A 19811-nucleotide genomic window follows, 5' to 3' on the forward strand; every position below is an offset into this window, starting at 1 on the left:
GCCGCCACTGCCGGGTCGGGGCGGCGGGCGCGTTGCAGATACGCTGGATGCCGTGGGAATATCGCGAAGCATCCGGACGGCAGTGATTGGCGCCGGTCCCCGGGGCACGAGTGTGCTGGAGCGGCTGCTTGCCAATTGGGCGCCCGCCGGTCCGGACGCCACGCTGCACATCGACGTCGTCGACCCCTATCCGGCCGGTCCGGGGCACGTCTGGCAGCCCGGCCAGTCGCGGCTCTACCTGATGAACACGCAGTCGTTCTACCCCACGGTCATCCCTGAGGACCCGGACCTCGCGCGGCCGCTGGCCGGCCACACCTTCGACCGCTGGCGTGAACTGCAGCGCGAGCACCCCCATCCCGGCCTCACCGCCGAGGAACGCGCCGAACTCACGGGGCTCGCCTCAACGAACTTCCCCAGCCGGGCCCTGTACGGCCGCTACCTCCGCTCCACCCTGGAGGACCTGCTGTCCTGCCTCCCCGCCGGCGTCACCGTCGAGTTCCACCGCACAACGGCGACCTCCGTCCGCCACGCGTCCGGTTCCGCAACGTCCGACGGGCCGGCGGCGTTCGACGTCGGACTGGCCGGCGGCGAGGTCCTGACCGTCGATTCCGTGGTGCTGGCCTTGGGCCATCTGGAGTCGCGGCTCAACCCCGAACAGCGCGAGCTTCAAGCGGCCGCGGAGGAATTCGGGCTCCTGTACCTGCCCCCGGCGGCGCCGGCCGACGTCGACTGGTCCCTGGTGCCCGCCGTCAAACCGGTGCTGGTGCGCGGCATGGGGCTGAACTTCTTTGATGCCATGGGCCAGCTCACCGAGGGCCGCGGCGGCCGGTTCCTGCCCGGCGAGGGCGGGCTCCGCTACCTTCCCTCCGGCCGCGAACCGCTGATCATCGCGGCCTCGCGGCGCGGCACCCCGTACCGGGCGAAGGCGACCCTCTCCGGCTACTACCCGGGCGCCGTGACCCTGCGGTACTGCACCGAAGTCGCGCTGGCGAAATTCGCGGAAACCGGCATCCGGCCGGCCTTCGACCACGACCTCTGGCCGCTCCTGCACCGGGACGCCCTGTGGGCCTACTACTCCACGCTGGCGCGCTCGCAGCCCGAGGCGGTCCTGTCGGAACCGAAGGAATTCCTGGCGGCGCTGGAGGAGGCCCTGCAGCCGCACGCGCACTCCGCGGCGAAATGGGAAGACCTGGTGGACTCCGTCCTGGCGGTGCACGTGAAAACCGACCACCGGCTCAACCTGCTCGGGCTCGCAGCGCCCCTGGCGGGAAAGTCGTTCGACTCCCGAGCGGAGCTGGACGCCGCCGTCGTCGACTACCTCATGGATGATGCCCGGCGCTCCGCGCTGGGGGAAGACGACCCGGTGAAGATGACCATCGGCGCCCTGCACCACGGCCGGGCGGTCCTGAAAACCGCTGTCGCCGACGGCGGCATCACCGACGAATCGTGGGTGGCCGGGCTGCGCGGCTGGTTTGAAACGTTTGTGGAGGGGCTGGCCAGCGGGCCGCCGGCGCTGCGCGCCGATCAGCTCGCCGCACTGGTGCGGGCCGGCGTCGTGCGCTTTGTGGGCCCGGACCCCAAGTTCGGGGTGGACCGCACAGCGCGGACCTTCACGGCGGCGTCGCCCTGGGTGGGGAACACCGAGGACGCCGTGGCCGGGGAGCCGGTGCACGCCGTGGCCATGGTGGAAGCGCTGGCGCCGGCCAACAGGGTGGCGGTCAACGAGTCGCCGCTGCTGGAGCAGCTGCTCGCCGAGGGCCTGGTCCGTCCGCGGCTCATGATGACCGTGGAAGGAACACCGGTGCCGACGTCCGGGCTGGACGTGGCCCCGCACCCCTACCGGCCGTTGGGCGCGAACGGCTCCGTGACCGAGGGCCTTTATGTGCTGGGCCTCCAGCTGTCCGCCGTGCAGTGGGGGACGGCCATCGCGGCCGAGGCCCGGCAGAAGAGCGGGCCCGTGTACCGCAGCGGCCAGCGCACCCTGCGGGACGCCGACGAGATCGCCCGGGCCATCCTCGGCGCCTGACAGCCCGCAGCACCCGTGAGCATGCCCTCCGTCGGAGCCGAAAAATGAGCATGCCCTCCGTTTCCAGGTGCCCCCAATGAGCATGCCCTCCGTTTCCGGGTTCAACCAATGAGCATGCCCTCCGTCCGGGCTGAGCGGTGGACATACAGGCACTATGTCCATCGCTGCAGCCCGGGGGAGGGCATGCTCAGTGGGGCGGGGCTACGAAACTAGCCCTTGAGGCAGTGGCGGTAGGCAGCCATGGCCTGGCCGTAGTTGGCGTATCCCACGAGGTCCGCGGGACGCTTCGGCTTGACCGGCGCGGTGCACTTCGGCGGAACCGGTGTGCTGGCCGCAACCAGGACGGCCGTCTTCACCACGGTGCCGGATTCGACGGCGGTGAGCACCAGGGTGCCCGTGCCCGCCGCGGCGCCGGCGGGTACCGTCACCTGAACGGTGGCGGCGCCGCCGGACACCGGCACCGAACCGAGCGCCGTGACAGCACCCATCGCATCCGTGAACTCCGCGCGCAGCGAGGTGTTGACCGGGCTGCCCAGCGAGGTGAGGTCCAGCTTGGAGACGGCCAGGGAGATGGCCTCCCCGCCCTTGACCTCGGCGGCAGTGGTGTTGACCACGGCCACAGAGCGGCGGGCGAAGTCCGGCGACACGGGGTTGTGTGCCTGCAGGTACTTGATCCAGGCGTCGCGGTCCACCAGCCCGGAGTCCCGGGTGTCGGTGCCGGAGGTGAAGATGCGGAAGTTGTCGCCGCCCGTTGCCAGGAAGCTGAACGTTCCGATCCGGTAGGACTTCGCCGGGTCCACCAGTTCGCCGTTGACCCGGATCGACGTGATCCGGTCACCGGCCGCGCGGGCGGCGTCGTAGGTGTAGTTGACGTTCTTGGACAGTCCCAGCTGCTGGTAGGCGCGGCTGGGGACCGTGCCGTCAGCGTTGGTCTGCCACTGCTGCTCCAGGAGCGTCTTGAACTGCTCTCCCGTCAGCGACGTGGTCCACAGGTTGTTCACGAACGGCAGCACCGCGTTGGCCTCGGCGTACGTGACGGTGCCGTCCGGGGCGTAGTACAGCTCGTTGCGCAGGCCGCCCGGGTTGACGACGCCGATCTCGGCGCCGCCGAGTTCCGGTGCCTTCAGCGAATCCACCAGGGAATCCGCCACGAGGTTGCCCAGGGTGGACTCGCTGCTACGGTCATCGCGTGACGCCGGGGTGGTGGCGGTGGCAGGCGTGAACGCGGTGGTGATGTCCTTGGTCACCGCGCCGACGGGCTGGTTGCCGACCACTGCTGCGTCGGCCAGGGCCTTGTCCACGATGGTCTTGACGGCGGCGACCCGCGGGTACTTGGCCACGAGATCGGCTGCCGGCTGGTCCGAGGAAGTGGTCCGCTTGACGTTGCCTGCCTTGTAGCCCGTGACCGACATGGTCTTCGTGTCGATGGTGAGCTGGATCTGGCCGATGAACTCGCCGTAGTTGCCGGTCTGCACGATCGGGCGGGTTTTGCCCTCCACGCCGGGCACGGGAGCATCCCACGCGTACTGCTTGTGGGTGTGGCCGTTGAAGATGGCGGCCACATCCGGGGTGACCTCGGTGACCATCTTGGCGAAGGGGCCGCCGGCAGCGACTTCCTGCTCCAGCGTGGAACCCTCGGGCGCGCCGGAACCGGCGCCGTCGTGGTTCTCCACGATGATCACGTCAGCGAGGTTCTCCGCCTTGATCGTGGCGGCGACGCGGTTGATGGCGTCGACGGGGTCGCCGAACTCAAGGTCGGCGATGCCTGCGGGAGTAACCAGCGACGGCGTTTCCTGTGTGACGGTGCCGATCACGGCGACCTTGACGCCGTTCATGTCCAGCACGGTGTACTCCGGCAGGACGGGCTCGGTGGTGCCCTTCCGGTAGACGTTGGCGCCCAGGTACGGGAACTTCGCGTTGCTGCCGCCGGCGATGATGCGGTCGTTCAGGTCGGCCCAGCCGCCGTCGAACTCGTGGTTGCCCACGGCGGAGGTCCGCAGTTCCAGGGCGTTCAGCACGTCGATGGTGGGCTGGTCCTTGGCCAGGGCCGAGGCGAACAGCGAGGCTCCGACGTTGTCTCCGGCGGAGAGGAACGCCGTGGCGCCGGGGGCGGCCGCGGCGCGCAGCTTCTCGATGGTTCCCGCGAAGAACACGGTGTTCGAATCGATGCGGCCGTGGAAATCGTTGATGCCGAGGAAGTTCAGGTCAACGCTGGCGGGGGTCGCGGGCAGATCCAGTCCCACCACCACCGGGTCGTGGTCGCTCGCCCGGAACTGGTCCGGGGCGTAGTAGTCGGTCACGTTGTTGTTGTAACGGCTGTATTCGAGCGCCACGGACTCCACGGAGTTGATGTTCCAGATGTCGGCGCCGGTGACGACGGCGTTGGCGCCCGGGGAGGCGAGGATGTGGTCCAGGGAACCCACCAGGCCGCCGAAGAGGTAGGAGTGTTTGGCGGAGCCGTCGGCGTTCCGGGCCTTTTCGTCCTGGTTGACATAGCCCGCGGCCGTGAAGACGTTGATGGGGTCTTCCTTGGCGTAGGCGTTGAAGTCGCCGATCAGGAAGACCTTGTCGGTGCCCTTGGCGGTCTGCAGCTCGTTGGAGAACGCCAGGAGCGACTTGGCCTGCGCGACGCGCGCGAGGTTGGAGGCGCCCTGGCCCTTGTCGGTGTCCTCCGGGGTGGCGGCAGAACCCTTGGACTTGAAGTGGTTGGCGATTGCGATGAACTTCTTGTCATCGCCCGCGCCCACCGGCTTGAAGACCTGTGCCAGCGGCTTGCGGGCATTGGCGAACGCCACGGTGTCGTTGTGGATGACGGACTCGCCCACCGGCTCCGCGGCGGCCTTCTTGAAGATGAAAGCGGTACGGATCATGTCCTCGTCGGCCAGCGGAGGTGCGTTCGCGGGCGTGCGGACATAGTCCCAGATCCCCGGCGTGGGGATGTTCAGGGCATCAACCAACTTGGCCAGGGCGTCGTCGCGGTTCTTGCCGAACTGCGCCGAGTTCTCAATTTCCATGAGGGAGACGACGTCGGCGCCGGACTTGGTGATGGCGGCGACGATCTTGTCCTGCTGGCGCTGGAGGTTCTCGGCGTTGGCCGCGCCGCGGGCGTCGCAGCCGCCGCGGACGGTGATCGGGTTGCCGGCGCGGTCTGTGTAGTAGGTGCATCCGGTGAGCTGGTCGCCGGTGGTGGGGAAGTAGTTAAGCACGTTGAACGAGGCAATCTTCAGGTTGCCCCCGACGGCGGCCGGGGCCTCCGTGCGGGTGGTGGCGCCGAAGCTTGCGGGCTGGACTGCCTCCGCGTTGGCCGCGGTCAGGTGGGTCAGCGGCTGGAACTTCCAGGCGCCGTTCCCGTAGTTGAGCACCACGTTGGTTTCAAAGGTCACCGGCGTGCCGACGCGGACGGGGTCCGCCGTGGTCAGGTACGGGAGCACCTCGGCCTTGGTGGCCGGGTCCTTGAGGAAGTTGGTGGTGGCGCCGTCGTCGAGCTTGATGCCGCGGGCGGCGTTGGCGGCGACGGTGGCGGTGTACGTGGCGGAACCGTACTCCGCGACGGCGGTGGGCTGTTCCAGCGGGGTGGTGCCGCCGGCCAGGCCGATTTCGCCGTACTGGTTCAGCGAGTAGTTGTCGCTGACCGTCATGGGACCTTGCGGTGCCAGCAGCATGCCTTCGAGGGATTCGCGGAAGGCCTCCTCGGCCGGGAGGGCGAATCCGGTGGCCTTGACCTCCGGGGCGGCTTCGGTGAGCTTCTTCAGGTCCGCCGCGGCAGCGACCGTCACCTGCGTCATGCCGAAGTACTCGCTGACCGCGCCGGTGACCTCGACGTAGTCGCCGGGCTGGACTGAGCCCGCCGTGGCGGCGGAGAAGACGAAGATGGCGTCCGACGACGTGTGGTTGGCCGGGGTCAGATCGCCGCCGGTGCCCGGGGTCTGGATGTAGTAGCCGGAGAATCCGCCGGTGGGGAAGGTGGCCGTGACCTTGCCGCGGGTGGTGACGGACGTGCCGGCCAGCGGGCTGGCGGCGCCGTCGCCCTGGATCTCCGCGATGGTCTTGGCAGCCGGCGGGGTGACGGGGCCGGGATCGACCGGGGGATCCACCGGTGCGGCCGCACCGTTGGCGGTCTTGGGGGTGATGGTGGCGTTGAGGCTGAAGTCGGCGGCGTTGTTGTTGCTGTCCACGCCGTTGCTGCGGTTGAAGCTCTTGACGTCGGTGTTGCTCGTCGGCGCGGTGGCTGCCAGGGTCTCGTAGGTGTTGGAGGTCCCGTAGCCGAGCAGGTCGGCAACGTTGGCGGGCTCAATGACGGAGCCGGCGGCCAGCGGGGTGACGGCGGTGGGCTGCTTTGCGAGCAGGATGGTGCCGTTGGTGCCGCTGGGAGCGAACTTGGTGCCCGCGTCCAGGTCGGCTGGCGGGAGGGGCAGCGCCGTCGACGTCGTGGGATTGTTGCCGGTCGCCTTGATCAGGTAGAAGCCCTTGGCGGCGATGCTGCCGGCCAGCGGGACGGTGTTTCCGGGAGTGCCGGTCCCTGTGGCGGAGCGGTACTGGATGGACCAGCCGTCCAGCGACACCGGGGCGTCGGAGGTGTTGTACAGCTCGACGAACTTGTCCTTGAAGGCGGCGCCGTTGCTGCCGCCGCTGAGGTACGCCTCGTTGATGATGACTGGCGAGGTGCCAGCCGCTGCCGGGGAGACTTCCACGGCAAACGCCGGCACAGCGGCCAGCGGGGCGGCGATGAGCCCCACTGACAGCGCTGTGCCCAGCGCGGTCTTCCAAGGTATGTGTTTCATCCGCTCTAACTCTCATTAGTTGCCCGGGTGCGGGCTGGGTGGAAGGGTGTCCGGGTGATGCCTCGGACCGCCGGTCGCTGCTCCTGGTCAAGCAGTTTCCGGCACATCAAAACAGGGGTGAATGAACACGGCATGTATTGCGTGTGCATTCGGCGAGACGTCCCCCAGCGGAACGCGTCACAGCCGGCACGGGGCGACCAGCGGTGCGCCCCGGAGACGGGAGTTGATGCGGCTTCTGGCAGTGCCAGACGGCCCTGCCCGGCGCAGTCGGCGGGCATGGCACAAAGAATACCGGCCAGTAATCGCCCGAAAGGCGGCTGGCCGGTATTCCTGCGGCATTTTTGCGGAAGGATTTTCCGAAGTTTTTCCTCAGCTTTTCCTGAGGTTTAGCGCGGGGCTCACACGCCGTCCGTGGGGGCTTCGCCCCCATCCGGCGCGGTTTCCGCCACGATCTTGAACATGGCGCCGGTGGGGTCTGCGAGGGTGGCCACCCGTCCGAACGGGGTGTCGTCGGGCCCGTCGACCACACGGGCGCCCATGGAAACAGCCTTGTCGATCGAGGCGTCCGCGTCCGCGACCGCGAAGTACACCTGCCAGTTCGACGGGACCTCGGCGGGAAGGTAGCCGGAGGCGTCCATAATCCCGGCCTTGGCGGCATCACCGGCTCCCAGCGTCGTGTAGCGGAAATCGGGCGTGTCACTCATGACGTCGGTGTTCCAGCCGAAGACGTCCTCGTAGAATTTCACCGCGGCGCCGTAGTCCTTGGCGTGGAGTTCGTGCCAGGCGGGGGTGCCCGGTTCGGCGGCCAGCCCGTAGCCCTTCATTTCGCCGGGCTCCCATACGCCGATCGACGCGCCGGTGGCATCGGCGACCATGGCCATGCGGCCCTGGTCCGGAACGTCCATAGGCGCCACATACACCTGGCCGCCGTGCTCGGCGGCGGCCTGCACGGTGGTCGCCGCATTGTCCGATCGCAGGTAGGTGCTCCACAGGTCCGGCATGCCGGCCATGGTCAGGTCTTTTTGCATCATCCCGGCAACGGGCTCCCCGTTCTTGGCGGCCATGATGTATCCGCCGTATTTCTCTTGGTCGCCCGTCTCGAAAGTCCAGCCGAAGAGCTCGCCGTAAAACGCTTTGGCCGTCCCGGTGTCGGACGTCATCAGGTCGATCCAGCATGGCGCGCCGTTGCTGTGGTTCGGTGTGGGCATGGTGGCTCCTGCTCTCTTCTGCGGCCCTGGTGTGGTGCGGCAGGCCGGCGGATTCCTGTGGTGGACGAAGACACAGTGAGACTATTCCCGGCCGCTGACACTTTCAATGGCCCGGTGACCAGCCCGGCCCAGGCGCGGCACGCAAAAATGCCCCCGGTTCAGCGGCGGGCGCAGGTACCGGGGGCATTATTCGCGGAAGGTAAGAGATTCGAACTCTTGGTACGGGGTTACCGCACACTGGTTTTCAAGACCAGCTCCATCGGCCGCTCGGACAACCTTCCCTAACGAGTAGTGTTTCATAGCCGGTCGGCAGCCACAAAAAGCCGGCTGCGCTCGCGGACAGGGGACAGCTTCTCCGCCTACTCTGGGAGGAAGCGCTTCGGCCGGGGTGTGCCGGAGGCGCATCAAGGAAGAGAAGGCTGCAAGAGTCTGTGAGAAATCGGGAGTGTCCATGAAGGCTGTCTATATCTCGGAGCCGGGCGGACCCGAGGCCCTTGAGGTCCGCGAGGTTCCGGCGCCGGTGCCCGGGACGGGTGAGGTGCTGATCGACGTCGTCGCCGCAGGGCTCAACCGCGCAGACGTGCAGCAGCGCAAGGGCTACTACCCGCCCCCGCCCGGCGCCTCCGACATTCCCGGTCTGGAGGTTTCGGGGCGGATCTCCGGCTTCGGGCCCGGGGTGACCAGGCCGTTCTCAGTGGGCGACAAGGTGGTCGCGCTGCTGGCGGGCGGCGGCTACGCCCAGCAGGTTGCGGTGCCGGCAGGGCAGGTCCTGAGGATTCCCGACGGCGTGGACCTGGTGACCGCGGCCTCCCTGCCCGAGGTCGCAGCCACGGTCTACTCCAACCTGGTCATGACCGCGCAGCTTCAGCCGGGGGAGACCGTGCTCATCCACGGGGCAACCGGCGGGATCGGCACCATGGCCATCCAGCTGGCCAAGGCCCTGGGCGCCGTGGTGGCCACCACCGCGGGCACTGCCGAAAAGGTGGGCACCGCCAAGGCATTCCTGGGCGCGGACATCGCCATCAACTACGCCGAGGAAAGTTTCCCGGAGAGCCTCCGGGCGCAGAACGGCGGCAAGTGCGCGGATGTGATTCTCGACGTCGTCGGGGCCAAGTACCTCGGGCAGAATGTGGATGCGCTGGCTGACTACGGCCGGCTGGTGGTGATCGGGCTGCAGGGCGGAGCCAAGGGCGAGCTGGACCTCGGCAAACTGCTGAGCAAGCGGGCCGCGATCATCGCAACAGCCCTCCGCCCCCGCCCCGTTGAAGAGAAAGCCGTGATCATGGACGCTGTCCGCGACGCGGTGTGGCCGCTGCTGGCCGACGGTCGGATCCGGCCGCTCGTCGCCAAGACCTTCCCGCTGGAGCAGGTCCAGGAGGCGCACCGGTATTTCGACAGCGGCGACCACGTGGGGAAGATCCTGCTGGTCATGTAGGACATATGCCACATACGACATATCCGGAATTGCTCCCGGCCGGCGAATCACTGTAATGTAATTCCATACGCGGTATACACGCGTCTTGGGGCGCGTGTATGCTGTCGTCCCCGCTACCCTCCGGGAGCAACATGTCCATCCGTCACAGCCTCCTCGCCCTTCTGCAGGACCGGCCGCGCTACGGGTACCAGCTCAGAATAGAGTTCGAGGACCGCACCGGAGCGTCCTGGCCCCTCAACATCGGGCAGGTTTACACCACGCTCGACCGCCTTGAGCGCGACGGGCTGGTCCGCAAGGACGGCGCCGACGGCGAGGGTCACGTCATCTACAGCATCACCCCCGAGGGCCGCACCGAGGTCCGGAACTGGTTCACCACCCCTGTGCCGCGGGCCAGCCCTCCGCGGAACGAACTGGCCATCAAACTCGCGCTGGGGCTGACGCTTCCCGGCGTCGACGTGGGCGCTGCCATCCATGCCCAGCGCGCGGTGTCCATCCGTGCCCTGCAGGACTACACCAAAGCACGGCGCGAGACGGCGTCACAGCACCGGCCGACGGATACTGCCCGGCTGCTGGTCCTCGATTCGCTGATCTTCCAGACGGAAGCGGAGGTGCGCTGGCTGGACCTCTGCGAGGCCCGGTTGATGCAGCTGACGGGCCCGCAGTAACGCCGGGGACCCGCCTCCCGGCTGACCGTTCGTCGCCCGGCTCCTGCCGCCTGGCGCAAAGCCATACCCATGACTCGCCGCCGTTGGTAGGGTGCCTTGGGGCAAGTCTGTCGAGTTGAGCTGCCCCGGTCAGGTTTCTCAAGGAGGAGACATGGGCACAATGCCGGATGGCACGCCAAAGAACATACTGGTCGACGACGGCATTAGGCCGGACCCGGCCCTGCCGCCCACAGCCGTGGACGAGTCCGTGCGCGAGGCCGAGGAGCGCAAATGGACGCCCGCCAAGATCGCGATCTGGGTGGCAATTTCCCTGCTGGGCGCCGTGGCATGGTTCATGCTGGCGATTGTCCGCGGCGAAACCGTCAACGCCATCTGGTTCGTCTTCGCTGCGGTGAGCACCTACCTGATCGGCTACCGCTTCTACTCCAAGGTCATTGAGCGCTACCTGCTCAAGCCGAACGACCGTCGGGCCACCCCCGCGGAGTACAAGGCAGACGGCAAGGACTACGTCCGCACGGACCGCAACGTCCTCTTCGGCCACCACTTCGCCGCGATCGCCGGCGCCGGGCCCCTGGTGGGCCCCATCCTCGCAGCCCAGATGGGCTACCTGCCGGGCACCATCTGGATCATCATCGGCGTCGTGTTCGCCGGCGCCGTCCAGGACTACGTCGTGATGTTCTTCTCCATGCGCCGCGGCGGACGTTCCCTTGGCCAGATGGCCCGCGAAGAACTCGGTGTCATCGGCGGCACCGCAGCCTTGATCGCCACGCTGCTCATCATGGTGATCATCGTCGCCATCCTGGCGCTCGTCGTCGTCAATGCCCTCGCCGAAAGCCCGTGGGGTGTGTTCTCCGTCGGCATGACCATCCCGATCGCCCTCTTTATGGGCGTCTACCTGCGCTTCCTCCGCCCGGGCAAGATCATGGAAGTCTCCCTGATCGGTTTTGTGCTGCTGATGGCCGCCATCATCGGCGGCGGCGTCGTCGCAGCGACCGAGTGGGGCGACGCGCTCTTCACCCTGGACAAGGTCACCCTCGCCTGGGCCATCATCATCTACGGCTTCATCGCCGCGATCCTGCCGGTCTGGCTCCTCCTGGCGCCGCGGGACTACCTCTCCACCTTCATGAAGATCGGCGTGATCGTGATGCTGGCCGTGGCCGTCATTGTGGTCCGTCCGGAAATCTCCGTACCGGCCTTCAGCGAATTCGCCAGCCGCGACAACGGACCCGTCTTCCCCGGTGCGCTGTTCCCGTTCCTCTTCGTCACCATCGCGTGTGGCGCACTCTCGGGATTCCACGCCCTCATCTCCTCCGGAACCACCCCGAAGCTGATCGAAAAGGAACGCCAGACCCGTTACATCGGCTACGGCGGCATGCTGATGGAGTCCTTCGTGGCCATCATGGCGCTCGTCGCGGCAATCTCCATTGACCGCGGTCTCTACTTCGCGATGAACGCCCCCGCAGCCCTCACCGGCGGCACGGTGGAAACCGCGGCGGCCTGGGTCAACAGCCTGGGACTTTCGGGGGTGAACGTCAGCCCGGACATGCTGGCCGAGACGGCAGCCAACGTCGGCGAGACCAGCATCGTCTCCCGTACCGGCGGCGCCCCGACCCTCGCCGTGGGCCTGGCCCACATCATGCAGCAGTTCATCGGCGGCACCGCCATGATGAGCTTCTGGTACCACTTCGCCATCATGTTCGAGGCCCTGTTCATCCTGACCGCTGTCGACGCCGGCACGCGCGTCGCCCGCTTTATGCTGCAGGACTCGATCGGCAACTTCGTCCCGAAGTTCAAGGAGCACTCCTGGCGCCCCGGCGCCTGGCTCTGCACCGCCGTTATGGTCGGTGCCTGGGGTGCGGTGCTGCTGATGGGCGTCACCGACCCCCTGGGCGGCATCAACACGCTGTTCCCGCTGTTCGGCATCGCCAACCAGCTCCTGGCCGCCATCGCGCTGTCCGTCTGCCTCGCCATCGCGGCGAAGAAGGGATCCTTCAAGTTCCTCTGGATCGTGGCGCTCCCGTTGGCCTTCGCCGCCGTCGTCACCATCACGGCCAGCTACCAGAAGATCTTCTCTTCGACGCCGGCCGTCGGCTACTTCGCCAACAACGCGGCCTTCTCCAAGGCACTCGCGGAAGGCCAGACCTCCTTCGGTTCGGCCAAGACCGTGCAGGCCATGGAAGCGGTCATCCGCAACACCGCGATCCAGGGCTGGCTCTCGGTCATCTTCGTGGTGCTCAGCATCATCGTCATCACGGCGGCGCTGCTCGCCACTTACAAGGCGTTCCGCAACTCCAAAGCCGGGCTGCCCAATGAGGACAACGAGGACCCGGCGCTGCCGTCCCGCGTGTTCGCTCCGGCCGGTCCGGCGCCCACCCGTTCCGAGCGTGAGCTTATGAACGAGTGGAACCAGCTGCCGGCGGACAAGCGGACACAGGCCGCCCACCACTGATGCGGAGCCAACAATGAACGCGGTGGTTGCAGGATTCCGGGGATTCGCCCGGTACCTGGGGGGTGTGATGGGTGCGGACGCGTACGCGAAGTATCTGGCCCATCACGCCGAGGCCGGTCACAGCTCCCCGCCGATGACCGAACGGGAGTTCTGGCGGGACCAGACAGACCGCCAGGACGCCAACCCGCAGGGCCGGTGCTGCTGAGTTTCACCGGCTGAGCGGCGTGGCAGCCGCGAAGGGCGCCGCCAGGCACACCAGTGCCCGGCGGCGCCCCTCGCCGTCCGGGGCGTTTCACCTCCGTGCCCGCCCGCCGCCCGTGCCCGCTGCGGGCTCATGAGAGTATGAAGCCATGAGCGATCCGCACGATACTCAGCCGGCCAGCGAGGTCCCCGACGGAGACCCCCTGGTGGGCGCCGCACTTCCCGCCCAGCCAGCCGGCGACGACGGACAGGCGCCGCCGCAGGACCGCCGCGGCGGTCCCGGAACGACGGAGCACCCGCCACAGCCGGCGGCGCCCGAAAGGGACGGACGGCCCGGGCCCAGCCAGCTCCAGGACCTGGTGGACCAGCCGGCGAAGGTGATGCGGATCGGAACCATGATGAAGCAGCTCCTTGACGAAGTGAAGTCCGCCCCGCTCGACGACGCCGCCCGGGCCCGGCTGGCCGGCATCCACGCGCGCTCCATCAAGGAACTCGAAGACGGCCTCGCGCCGGAACTCGTCGACGAACTGGAACGGATCAGCCTGCCCCTACCCGCGGACGGCACACCCTCGGACCCGGAGCTGAGGATCGCCCAGGCCCAGCTGGTCGGCTGGCTGGAAGGCCTCTTCCACGGCATCCAGGCCACCCTCGCCGCCCAGCACGCCGCCCGCGAACACTCGGCCGCGCAGGCCCAGCTCCGCCAGTTGCCGCCCGGCACCATGATCGCCCCCGGCGTCGTCATCGGGGAGAACGGGGAACCGCAGCGGGCGGCCGCGCCCAGGCCTGGCGCGGATCCGTCGCAGCCGCGCGAACCCGCAGACCCGGACCACGGCCCCGGCCAGTACCTGTAGGGCACCCTTGGGATTCTTCAGCGCCGCCCGCCAGGGGCGGAAAGACGACGCCGAGCTCGGCAAGGGCCTCTGGCGGCGGGCCCACGACCGCTTCACCCGGGGCCTGGACCGCTACCACCAGGTCCTCGAAGGGGTGGACGACGAAGCCCTCTACGCCGAGCTGCTTGAGGTAGCCGATGAGCTGTCCGCGCTCTCGGGGCGGGTCCGGCGGGTCTGCGTGGAGGCCCAGCGCCGATCGCCGAGTGAAGGGCTCGACATCCCGGGGAGCCTCGCGGGTGTCCACCGTGCCTTGTCGTCGGCCGGCAACTCCCTCGCGACGACGGCCGAGGCGGCGGCGATGCTCCGCCTCGCCGTCGGCCCGGTTCCCGCGGGCGCCGAGTCGGTGCGGCGCCGCGCAACTTCCGTGCTGGAGCAGGTGGCCGACGCCGAACGCCGGCTCGCCGAGGCTGCTGCTACGGACTGACGCGGCAGGCCGCGCCCGTCGGCCCCCCCTCACGGGGCGGCCAAAATTCCCGGTTAAGCGCCTAGCTTAGCCGGGCCCTCCAGGCTGGCGGTCCGGGTGAAAGCGTTGGCAGGATAGCTGAATGACAATCTCACCGGTACTGACTTTCAATGACGGCAACACGATTCCCCAGCTTGGCTACGGAGTGTGGCAGGTTGAAGACGACGTCGCCGAGAAGGTGGTGGTGCAGGCCTTCGAAGCCGGCTTCCGCCACATCGACACCGCCAAGATTTACGGCAATGAAGCAGGAGTGGGCCGCGCGATCGAGCGCTCCGGCCTCACGCCCGAGGAAATCTTCATCACCACCAAGCTGTGGAACGCGGACCAGGGCTACGAGTCCACGCTGAAGGCCTTCGAGGAATCCATGGAGCGCCTGGGCCTTCAGACCCTGGACCTGTACCTGATCCACTGGATGCAGCCCAAGCAGGACAAGTACGTCGATACCTGGAAGGCCCTCATCGAGCTCCAGAAGCAGGGCCGGGTCAAGACCATTGGTGTCTCCAACTTCACCCAGGAGGGCCTGCAGCGCCTCATCGATGAGACCGGGGTCGTGCCGGCCATCAACCAGGTCGAACTTCACCCGTTCTTCAACCAGGCCGCACTGCGTGAGTTCCACGCCTCCAAGGGCATCCTCACCCAGGCCTGGTCGCCGCTGGGCCAGGGCGGAGAGCTGCTGGAAAGCCCGGTCATCGGCCAGATCGCGGCCAAGCACAACGCCACTCCGGCGCAGGTGGTCATCGCCTGGCACCTCGCCATCGGCAACGTGGTCATCCCGAAGTCGGTGACGGAGTCCCGCATCCGCGAGAACTTCGCAGCGCTGGACGTCACCCTGGACGAGACCGACGTGCAGGCCATCAACGGCCTGGACAAGTCCGCCGAGGGCGCCGGCCGCATCGGCCCCGACCCGGCTGTCTCCGACTTCGCCTAAGCGGATCCGCCGCCGGTACACCGGCCGGCTCAGTCCGCAACAGGGCCTTCACCCGGACAGGGTGGGGGCCCTGCTGCTGTCCGGGGCCGCGCGGAGCAGGGGCTAAGCGGCTTTCCGGCCTGCCTGGACCGGCACGGCGTCAATGACGGCCCAGCCGTGCTCGTCCAGCACCTTACGGCTCGCGAAGCGTTCGGCGGCGGAGACGTCGTCGAAGGTTTCGGTGCAGATGCGGCCGCAGTCCGGGTCCAGGTACGTGACTTCAAAGTACTGGTTGGTATCCATGCATTAAGTGTGGCGCGGGCCTCCGACACTATTCGGTCACCGGTCCGGCGTGTTGCCCGTGTCGCCCAAGCGCAGCACGCGTTCCCGGGCCAGGTCCTCGCTACGCCGCGCCTTCGCCGCGGACCGTGCGGCCTGCTGGGCGCGGGCGGCCGACACTTCCCGGTGCTTCCGGGCAGCCTTAAGCTCCAGCTCGCGCTGCGCCAGTTGCCCGCGCAGCTCGCGCACGGCGTCTTCGAGCCCTGTGGCCAGAGCGGTGGCTTCGGCCTGTTCCTCCTCCCGCTCGCTGGCCTCCCGGGCAGCGGCGGCCGCTGCCGCTTCCGCCTCCTCGAGCAACACCTTGGCCCGTTCCACCGCGGACGGCGTGGACCGCCGCGGTTCCGGCCGGACCGCCCGGAGCCGCGGTTGCGATGCCGTTTTCCCCGCCGGGGCCCCGGTGGCGGCCCCGGCGCGGGCCGTCTTTCCGGATCGAACCGGCGCCGGGCCAGGCCCATCCCCGGCGGGAAGCAGGCCGGGGAGCGCCACGGCACCTGACAGATCCACCACGTCGACGCCGTCGGCGGACAGGGCCCGGAGCAGGCGGCCGGACTGGACGGCGGCCGCGGCCCCCGCATCCGCTGTCGCGGCGCGCAGTGTCTCTTCCACTTCCGTCGCGATCGCACCGCTGATCTTCCGGCCCTGCTGTTCCGCCGCCGCCTGCGCTGCCTTGACCGCGCCGCTCAGCAGTTGGCGGCGTTCCTGGCCCAGCCGGCGGAGTTCGGGAGCATCGAGGGAGGACTGCGCGGCGCGCATCGACTGCCCCAGCCCGGCGAGTTCCCGGAGTGTCTCCGGCCAGCGGGCCGCGAGCATGTTCACCGTCCACGCCGCCACGGAAGGCTTGGGCAGGGAACGTACTTCCCCGGCGAGGGCCCGCCGGTCCTTTGCCGCGGCCGCCGTCTTGGCGGCGGCAGTCCTCGCGGCGACAAACTCGTCAAACGGAAGGGCATAGAGCTGGGCAGCAATGTCCGCCAGTGCCTGCTCACTCATGCAAGAATCATAGAATCCCGGCCCGGGCAATGCGGCCGCCACCGGAGAGTTCTCTAGGAAGAGGGCACTCGTGATCGAAATCGCCGGGCTCCCCGCCCACATTCTGCTCATCCACGCCGTCGTCGTGCTGGCACCCCTCGCCGGCCTGGCCGCCGTCGTCTATGCCGCGGCGCCGCGGTGGCGCGGCTACCTGGCCTGGCCGCTCGGAGTGCTGTCGCTGTTCCTCGTTCCCCTGTCCCTGCTGACCGCCGAGGCGGGCGAGCAGCTGGAGGAAACCCGCCCGGCGTCGGCACTCATCCATGAGCACGCGGAGCAGGGGGACGTGCTCAAGGCCATCTCCGTCCTCTTCTTCGTGGTGGTCGCAGCGTCCCTGGTAACAAGCTATGAGCCGATCGGCCGGCGCTTCGCGTTCCTTGGCAGCCTGCGGACACACCGGGCCGTCCGGATGGTACTGCTGGTTCTCGCCGCCGCGGCCGGGGCCTATTTCATCTACCAGAGCGTCATCACCGGCCATTCCGGCGCCGCTTCCGTCTGGGCAGCCTGATCCGGTTTACCGGCCGTGCCCACAAACCCAGCCTCCGGCGGTGGAACCGGTGCCCTCCCCTGGCACCTCCGCCGTGCCACGGAGGCCCTGCACGCGTTCGGCGTCGACCCGGAGACCGGGCTGCACCCGGCGGAAGCGCAGCAGCGCCTGGCACGCTACGGGCCCAACGAACTGCGCGCCGCACCGCCCGTGCCGCTGTGGCGGAAGATCCTGCGGCAGTTCCAGGACCCGCTGATCTACCTGCTGCTGGCGGCGATCGCCATCTCGGTGGTGGCCTGGGCCGTGGAAGGAGCTGCAGGGCTCCCGGTTGATGCCCTCGTGATCGGGGCGGTGGTGGTCTTCAACGGCGCCCTCGGCTTCGTGCAGGAGAACAAGGCCGAGAGCGCCGTCGCCGCGCTGCGGCTGATGACGGCGGCGACCTCGACGGTGCTGCGGAATGGGGACCTGGCAACGGTGCCGGCCGCGGCGCTGGTACCCGGCGACATTCTGGTCCTCAACGAGGGCGACTCCGTCGGCGCCGACGCCAGGCTGATCACGGCACACTCGCTCGGCATCGCCGAGTCGTCGCTCACCGGCGAAAGCTCGCCCGTCTTCAAGGATCCGGGTATCCTCAGCGGCGACGTGCCGCTCGGTGACCGGCTCAACATGGTCTACAAGGGAACCGCCGTCGTGCGGGGCGTCGGCCGCGCGGTGGTCACCGGAACCGCGATGGACACCGAGGTCGGGGCCATCGCGGGAATGCTGGCGTCCGCCGAAGACGCGCCCACGCCGCTGCAGCAGGAAATCGCGGGAGTCAGCAGATGGCTCGGCATCGCGGTGGTCGCGATCGCCGCCGTCGTCATGGCTACCGTTATCATCGTGAACGGGGTGGATACCGTTGGCGGGCTGGTCTCCGTCCTGTTGCTCGGCGTCTCGCTCGCGGTGGCGGCCGTGCCCGAGGGGCTGCCGGCCATCCTGTCCGTAGTCCTCGCTATCGGCGTCCAGAACATGGCCAAACGCAAGGCTGTTGTCAAGCAGCTGCACTCGGTGGAAACCCTCGGATCCGCCTCGGTGATTGCCTCGGACAAGACCGGGACGCTGACCCGGAACGAGATGACCATCTGCCGGATCACCACCGCATCCGGCGAGGTCGAGCTCACCGGTGCCGGCTACCGGCCGGAGGGTGCGGTGCTGCAGCACGGCCGGCAGGTGCAGGACCCGGCCCTGCTGCAGGAGGCACGCATGGTGCTGGCCGGGGGCTCCTTCGCGAACAATGCGCAGTTGCGCGAGCACGACGGCGGGTGGGAGATCCAGGGCGACCCCACGGAAGCGTCGTTCCTCGTCGCGGCCCGGAAGCTCGCGGGGGTGGCGGACCGCGTCGGGGAGTTTGACCGAAAGGGCGAGATTCCCTTCACCTCGGAGCGGAAGCTCATGTCGGCATTGGCCCGCCACCGGGAGATCGGCACAGTATCCCTGGTGACGAAGGGCGCTCCTGACGTCCTGCTGGACCGGTGCACCGGACTGCAGGTCGGCGGACAGGTTGTGCCGATGGGTCCGGCCCGCCGGGCGAAGGCGCTGCGCGACGTCGAGGAGTTGTCCGCCCAGGCGTTCCGGACGCTGGGGGTGGCGTACCGCACCTACACAGAGGCGGACCTCTCCGAAACGGAGGTGCTTGATGAGGCGGATGAGGCCACGCTGGTGTACCTCGGCGTCGTCGGCATCCTGGACCCGCCAAGGGCTGAAGCCGCCGCGGCGGTGGCCGAGGCGCGGCGGGCCGGCATCCGGGTTGTGATGATCACCGGCGACCACCCGCTGAGCGCAGCACGGATCGCAGCCGACCTGGGGATAGCGCGGCCGGGGGAGCGGGCCGTCACCGGAGCCGAACTTGACGGGCTCGACGGCGCCGGGCTGCAGGCACTGGCCCGCACGGCGTCGGTGTACGCCCGGGTGGCGCCGCAAAACAAACTGCAGATCGTCTCGGCCCTGCAGGCCCAGGGCAACGTGGTGGCGATGACCGGGGACGGGGTCAACGACGCCCCGGCGCTGAAGACCGCGGACATCGGCATCGCCATGGGAGTGGCCGGCACCGAGGTCACCAAGGAGGCCTCGAACATGATCCTGGCGGACGACAACTTCGCCACGATCGTCTCGGCGGTGCGCCAGGGCCGGGTCATTTTCGAGAACATCGAGAAGTTCCTCCGCTACCTGCTGTCCTCGAACATGGGCGAAGTGTTCACGGTCTTCCTCGGCGTGGTGTTCGCCGGCGCCATGGGCCTCGCCGGCGCGGGCGCCGGCGAGCTTGCCGTGCCCCTGCTGGCGACCCAGATCCTGTGGATCAACCTGGTGACCGATTCGGGCCCGGCCCTGGCGATGGGCATTGACCCGGAGACCGACGACGTGATGGCGCGCCAGCCCCGGCGGCGGGGCGACCGCATCCTCGGGGCCCGGATGTGGCGCGGCATCCTGAGCATCGGGTTGGTCATGGCGGTCGCGTCCCTGCTGACCATCGACATTTTCCTGCCCGGCGGGCTGGTGCCCGGCGGCAGTGATTCGCTGGACGTCGCACGGACCGCCGGCTTCACCACCCTGGTGTTCGCCCAGCTGTTCAACGCCTTCAACTCCCGCTCGGAGGCGTCCTCCGCCTTCCGCCGGCTCTTCGTGAACAAGTGGCTCTGGGGCTCAGTGCTCCTGGCCGCGGCACTCCAGGTGGCGGTGGTGGAGGTCCCGTTCCTGCAGCTGGCCTTCGGGACGGCGTCCCTGGACCCCGGGCAGTGGGCCGTCTGCGTGGCGATGGCCTCGGCCGTGCTGTGGTTCGCGGAGCTCCGCAAGGCCGCCCTCCGGCTGGGCGCGCGGCGCCGGTCCGGCGTTGCGGGAGCCGGGTCGCTGGCGTAGCCGGCCGGGCAAAAGAAACGGCCCCGGCAAACAATGCCGGGGCCG

Annotated in this window: 14 protein-coding genes and 1 tRNA gene; 10 read left to right on the forward strand and 5 right to left on the reverse strand. The window is 68.7% G+C overall.

What is annotated here, in order from left to right; all coding sequences use genetic code 11:
* Nucleotides 1-52: 52 nt before the first annotated feature.
* Nucleotides 53-2026: an FAD/NAD(P)-binding protein gene (locus tag ACTWQD_RS03885; RefSeq protein ID WP_443194856.1), complete on the forward strand. Its 1974-nt coding sequence runs from the start codon at nucleotides 53-55 to the stop codon at nucleotides 2024-2026.
* A 209-nt stretch (nucleotides 2027-2235) separates the two neighbouring features.
* Here the strand turns inward: ACTWQD_RS03885 and ACTWQD_RS03890 are convergent, their stop codons facing one another.
* The 3 genes from ACTWQD_RS03890 to ACTWQD_RS03900 form a co-directional block, all read right to left on the reverse strand.
* Nucleotides 2236-6807: an ExeM/NucH family extracellular endonuclease gene (locus ACTWQD_RS03890; protein ID WP_443194857.1), complete on the reverse strand. Its 4572-nt coding sequence runs from the start codon at nucleotides 6805-6807 to the stop codon at nucleotides 2236-2238.
* Between the two features lie 398 nt (nucleotides 6808-7205).
* Nucleotides 7206-8015, reverse strand: coding sequence for a VOC family protein (locus tag ACTWQD_RS03895; RefSeq protein WP_443194858.1), 810 nt, complete (start codon nucleotides 8013-8015; stop codon nucleotides 7206-7208).
* A gap of 193 nt (nucleotides 8016-8208) precedes the next feature.
* Nucleotides 8209-8296, reverse strand: a tRNA-Ser gene (locus ACTWQD_RS03900).
* Between the two features lie 170 nt (nucleotides 8297-8466).
* Here ACTWQD_RS03900 and ACTWQD_RS03905 point away from each other — a divergent pair.
* From ACTWQD_RS03905 to ACTWQD_RS03935, 7 genes are all read left to right on the forward strand, one after another.
* Nucleotides 8467-9450 (forward strand): NAD(P)H-quinone oxidoreductase, encoded by a 984-nt coding sequence (locus ACTWQD_RS03905; protein WP_443194859.1) that lies wholly within the window; start codon nucleotides 8467-8469, stop codon nucleotides 9448-9450.
* Between the two features lie 131 nt (nucleotides 9451-9581).
* A complete protein-coding gene (locus ACTWQD_RS03910) occupies nucleotides 9582-10115 on the forward strand; it encodes a PadR family transcriptional regulator (RefSeq protein ID WP_443194860.1) in 534 nt (177 codons plus the stop codon).
* Between the two features lie 151 nt (nucleotides 10116-10266).
* Nucleotides 10267-12564, forward strand: coding sequence for a carbon starvation CstA family protein (locus tag ACTWQD_RS03915; RefSeq protein WP_443194861.1), 2298 nt, complete (start codon nucleotides 10267-10269; stop codon nucleotides 12562-12564).
* A gap of 13 nt (nucleotides 12565-12577) precedes the next feature.
* Nucleotides 12578-12769 carry a YbdD/YjiX family protein gene (locus ACTWQD_RS03920; RefSeq protein ID WP_066433456.1) on the forward strand — a complete coding sequence of 64 codons (192 nt, stop codon included), beginning with the start codon at nucleotides 12578-12580 and terminating at the stop codon, nucleotides 12767-12769.
* Nucleotides 12770-12914: 145 nt separating this feature from the next.
* Entirely contained in the window at nucleotides 12915-13616 is a 702-nt protein-coding gene (locus tag ACTWQD_RS03925; RefSeq protein ID WP_443194862.1) for a bacterial proteasome activator family protein, read from the forward strand.
* 7 nt (nucleotides 13617-13623) lie between these two features.
* Entirely contained in the window at nucleotides 13624-14079 is a 456-nt protein-coding gene (locus ACTWQD_RS03930) for a hypothetical protein (RefSeq protein WP_443194863.1), read from the forward strand.
* 121 nt (nucleotides 14080-14200) lie between these two features.
* The gene (locus ACTWQD_RS03935; RefSeq protein WP_443194864.1) at nucleotides 14201-15046 is read left to right on the forward strand and encodes an aldo/keto reductase; all 846 of its coding nucleotides are present in this window, start codon (nucleotides 14201-14203) and stop codon (nucleotides 15044-15046) included.
* A gap of 102 nt (nucleotides 15047-15148) precedes the next feature.
* On the opposite strand, the gene ACTWQD_RS03940 is transcribed toward ACTWQD_RS03935, so the two are convergent.
* Together ACTWQD_RS03940 and ACTWQD_RS03945 are read right to left on the reverse strand one after the other, a co-directional pair.
* Nucleotides 15149-15328, reverse strand: a complete 180-nt coding sequence (locus ACTWQD_RS03940; RefSeq protein WP_443194865.1) for a hypothetical protein — start codon at nucleotides 15326-15328, stop codon at nucleotides 15149-15151.
* Between the two features lie 36 nt (nucleotides 15329-15364).
* A complete protein-coding gene (locus tag ACTWQD_RS03945; protein WP_443194866.1) occupies nucleotides 15365-16351 on the reverse strand; it encodes a hypothetical protein in 987 nt (328 codons plus the stop codon).
* A 70-nt stretch (nucleotides 16352-16421) separates the two neighbouring features.
* On the opposite strand from ACTWQD_RS03945, the gene ACTWQD_RS03950 reads away from it, so the two are divergent.
* The gene (locus ACTWQD_RS03950; protein ID WP_443194867.1) at nucleotides 16422-16895 is read left to right on the forward strand and encodes a hypothetical protein; all 474 of its coding nucleotides are present in this window, start codon (nucleotides 16422-16424) and stop codon (nucleotides 16893-16895) included.
* 15 nt (nucleotides 16896-16910) lie between these two features.
* A complete protein-coding gene (locus ACTWQD_RS03955) occupies nucleotides 16911-19766 on the forward strand; it encodes a cation-translocating P-type ATPase (RefSeq protein WP_443194868.1) in 2856 nt (951 codons plus the stop codon).
* The last annotated feature ends 45 nt before the right edge of the window (nucleotides 19767-19811 follow it).

It is taken from the genome of Pseudarthrobacter sp. 1C304, assembly GCF_052245515.1.
In the GTDB taxonomy this organism is placed as follows: Bacteria; Actinomycetota; Actinomycetes; order Actinomycetales; family Micrococcaceae; genus Arthrobacter.

Coding starts and splice junctions, on each gene's coding strand:
- ACTWQD_RS03890 (WP_443194857.1), bottom strand. CDS start 6,807: ATGAAACACATACCTTGGAAGACCGCGCTGGGCACAGCGCTGTCAGTG.
- ACTWQD_RS03895 (WP_443194858.1), bottom strand. CDS start 8,015: ATGCCCACACCGAACCACAGCAACGGCGCGCCATGCTGGATCGACCTG.
- ACTWQD_RS03905 (WP_443194859.1), top strand. CDS start 8,467: ATGAAGGCTGTCTATATCTCGGAGCCGGGCGGACCCGAGGCCCTTGAG.
- ACTWQD_RS03910 (WP_443194860.1), top strand. CDS start 9,582: ATGTCCATCCGTCACAGCCTCCTCGCCCTTCTGCAGGACCGGCCGCGC.
- ACTWQD_RS03915 (WP_443194861.1), top strand. CDS start 10,267: ATGGGCACAATGCCGGATGGCACGCCAAAGAACATACTGGTCGACGAC.
- ACTWQD_RS03920 (WP_066433456.1), top strand. CDS start 12,578: ATGAACGCGGTGGTTGCAGGATTCCGGGGATTCGCCCGGTACCTGGGG.
- ACTWQD_RS03925 (WP_443194862.1), top strand. CDS start 12,915: ATGAGCGATCCGCACGATACTCAGCCGGCCAGCGAGGTCCCCGACGGA.
- ACTWQD_RS03935 (WP_443194864.1), top strand. CDS start 14,201: ATGACAATCTCACCGGTACTGACTTTCAATGACGGCAACACGATTCCC.
- ACTWQD_RS03940 (WP_443194865.1), bottom strand. CDS start 15,328: ATGGATACCAACCAGTACTTTGAAGTCACGTACCTGGACCCGGACTGC.
- ACTWQD_RS03945 (WP_443194866.1), bottom strand. CDS start 16,351: ATGAGTGAGCAGGCACTGGCGGACATTGCTGCCCAGCTCTATGCCCTT.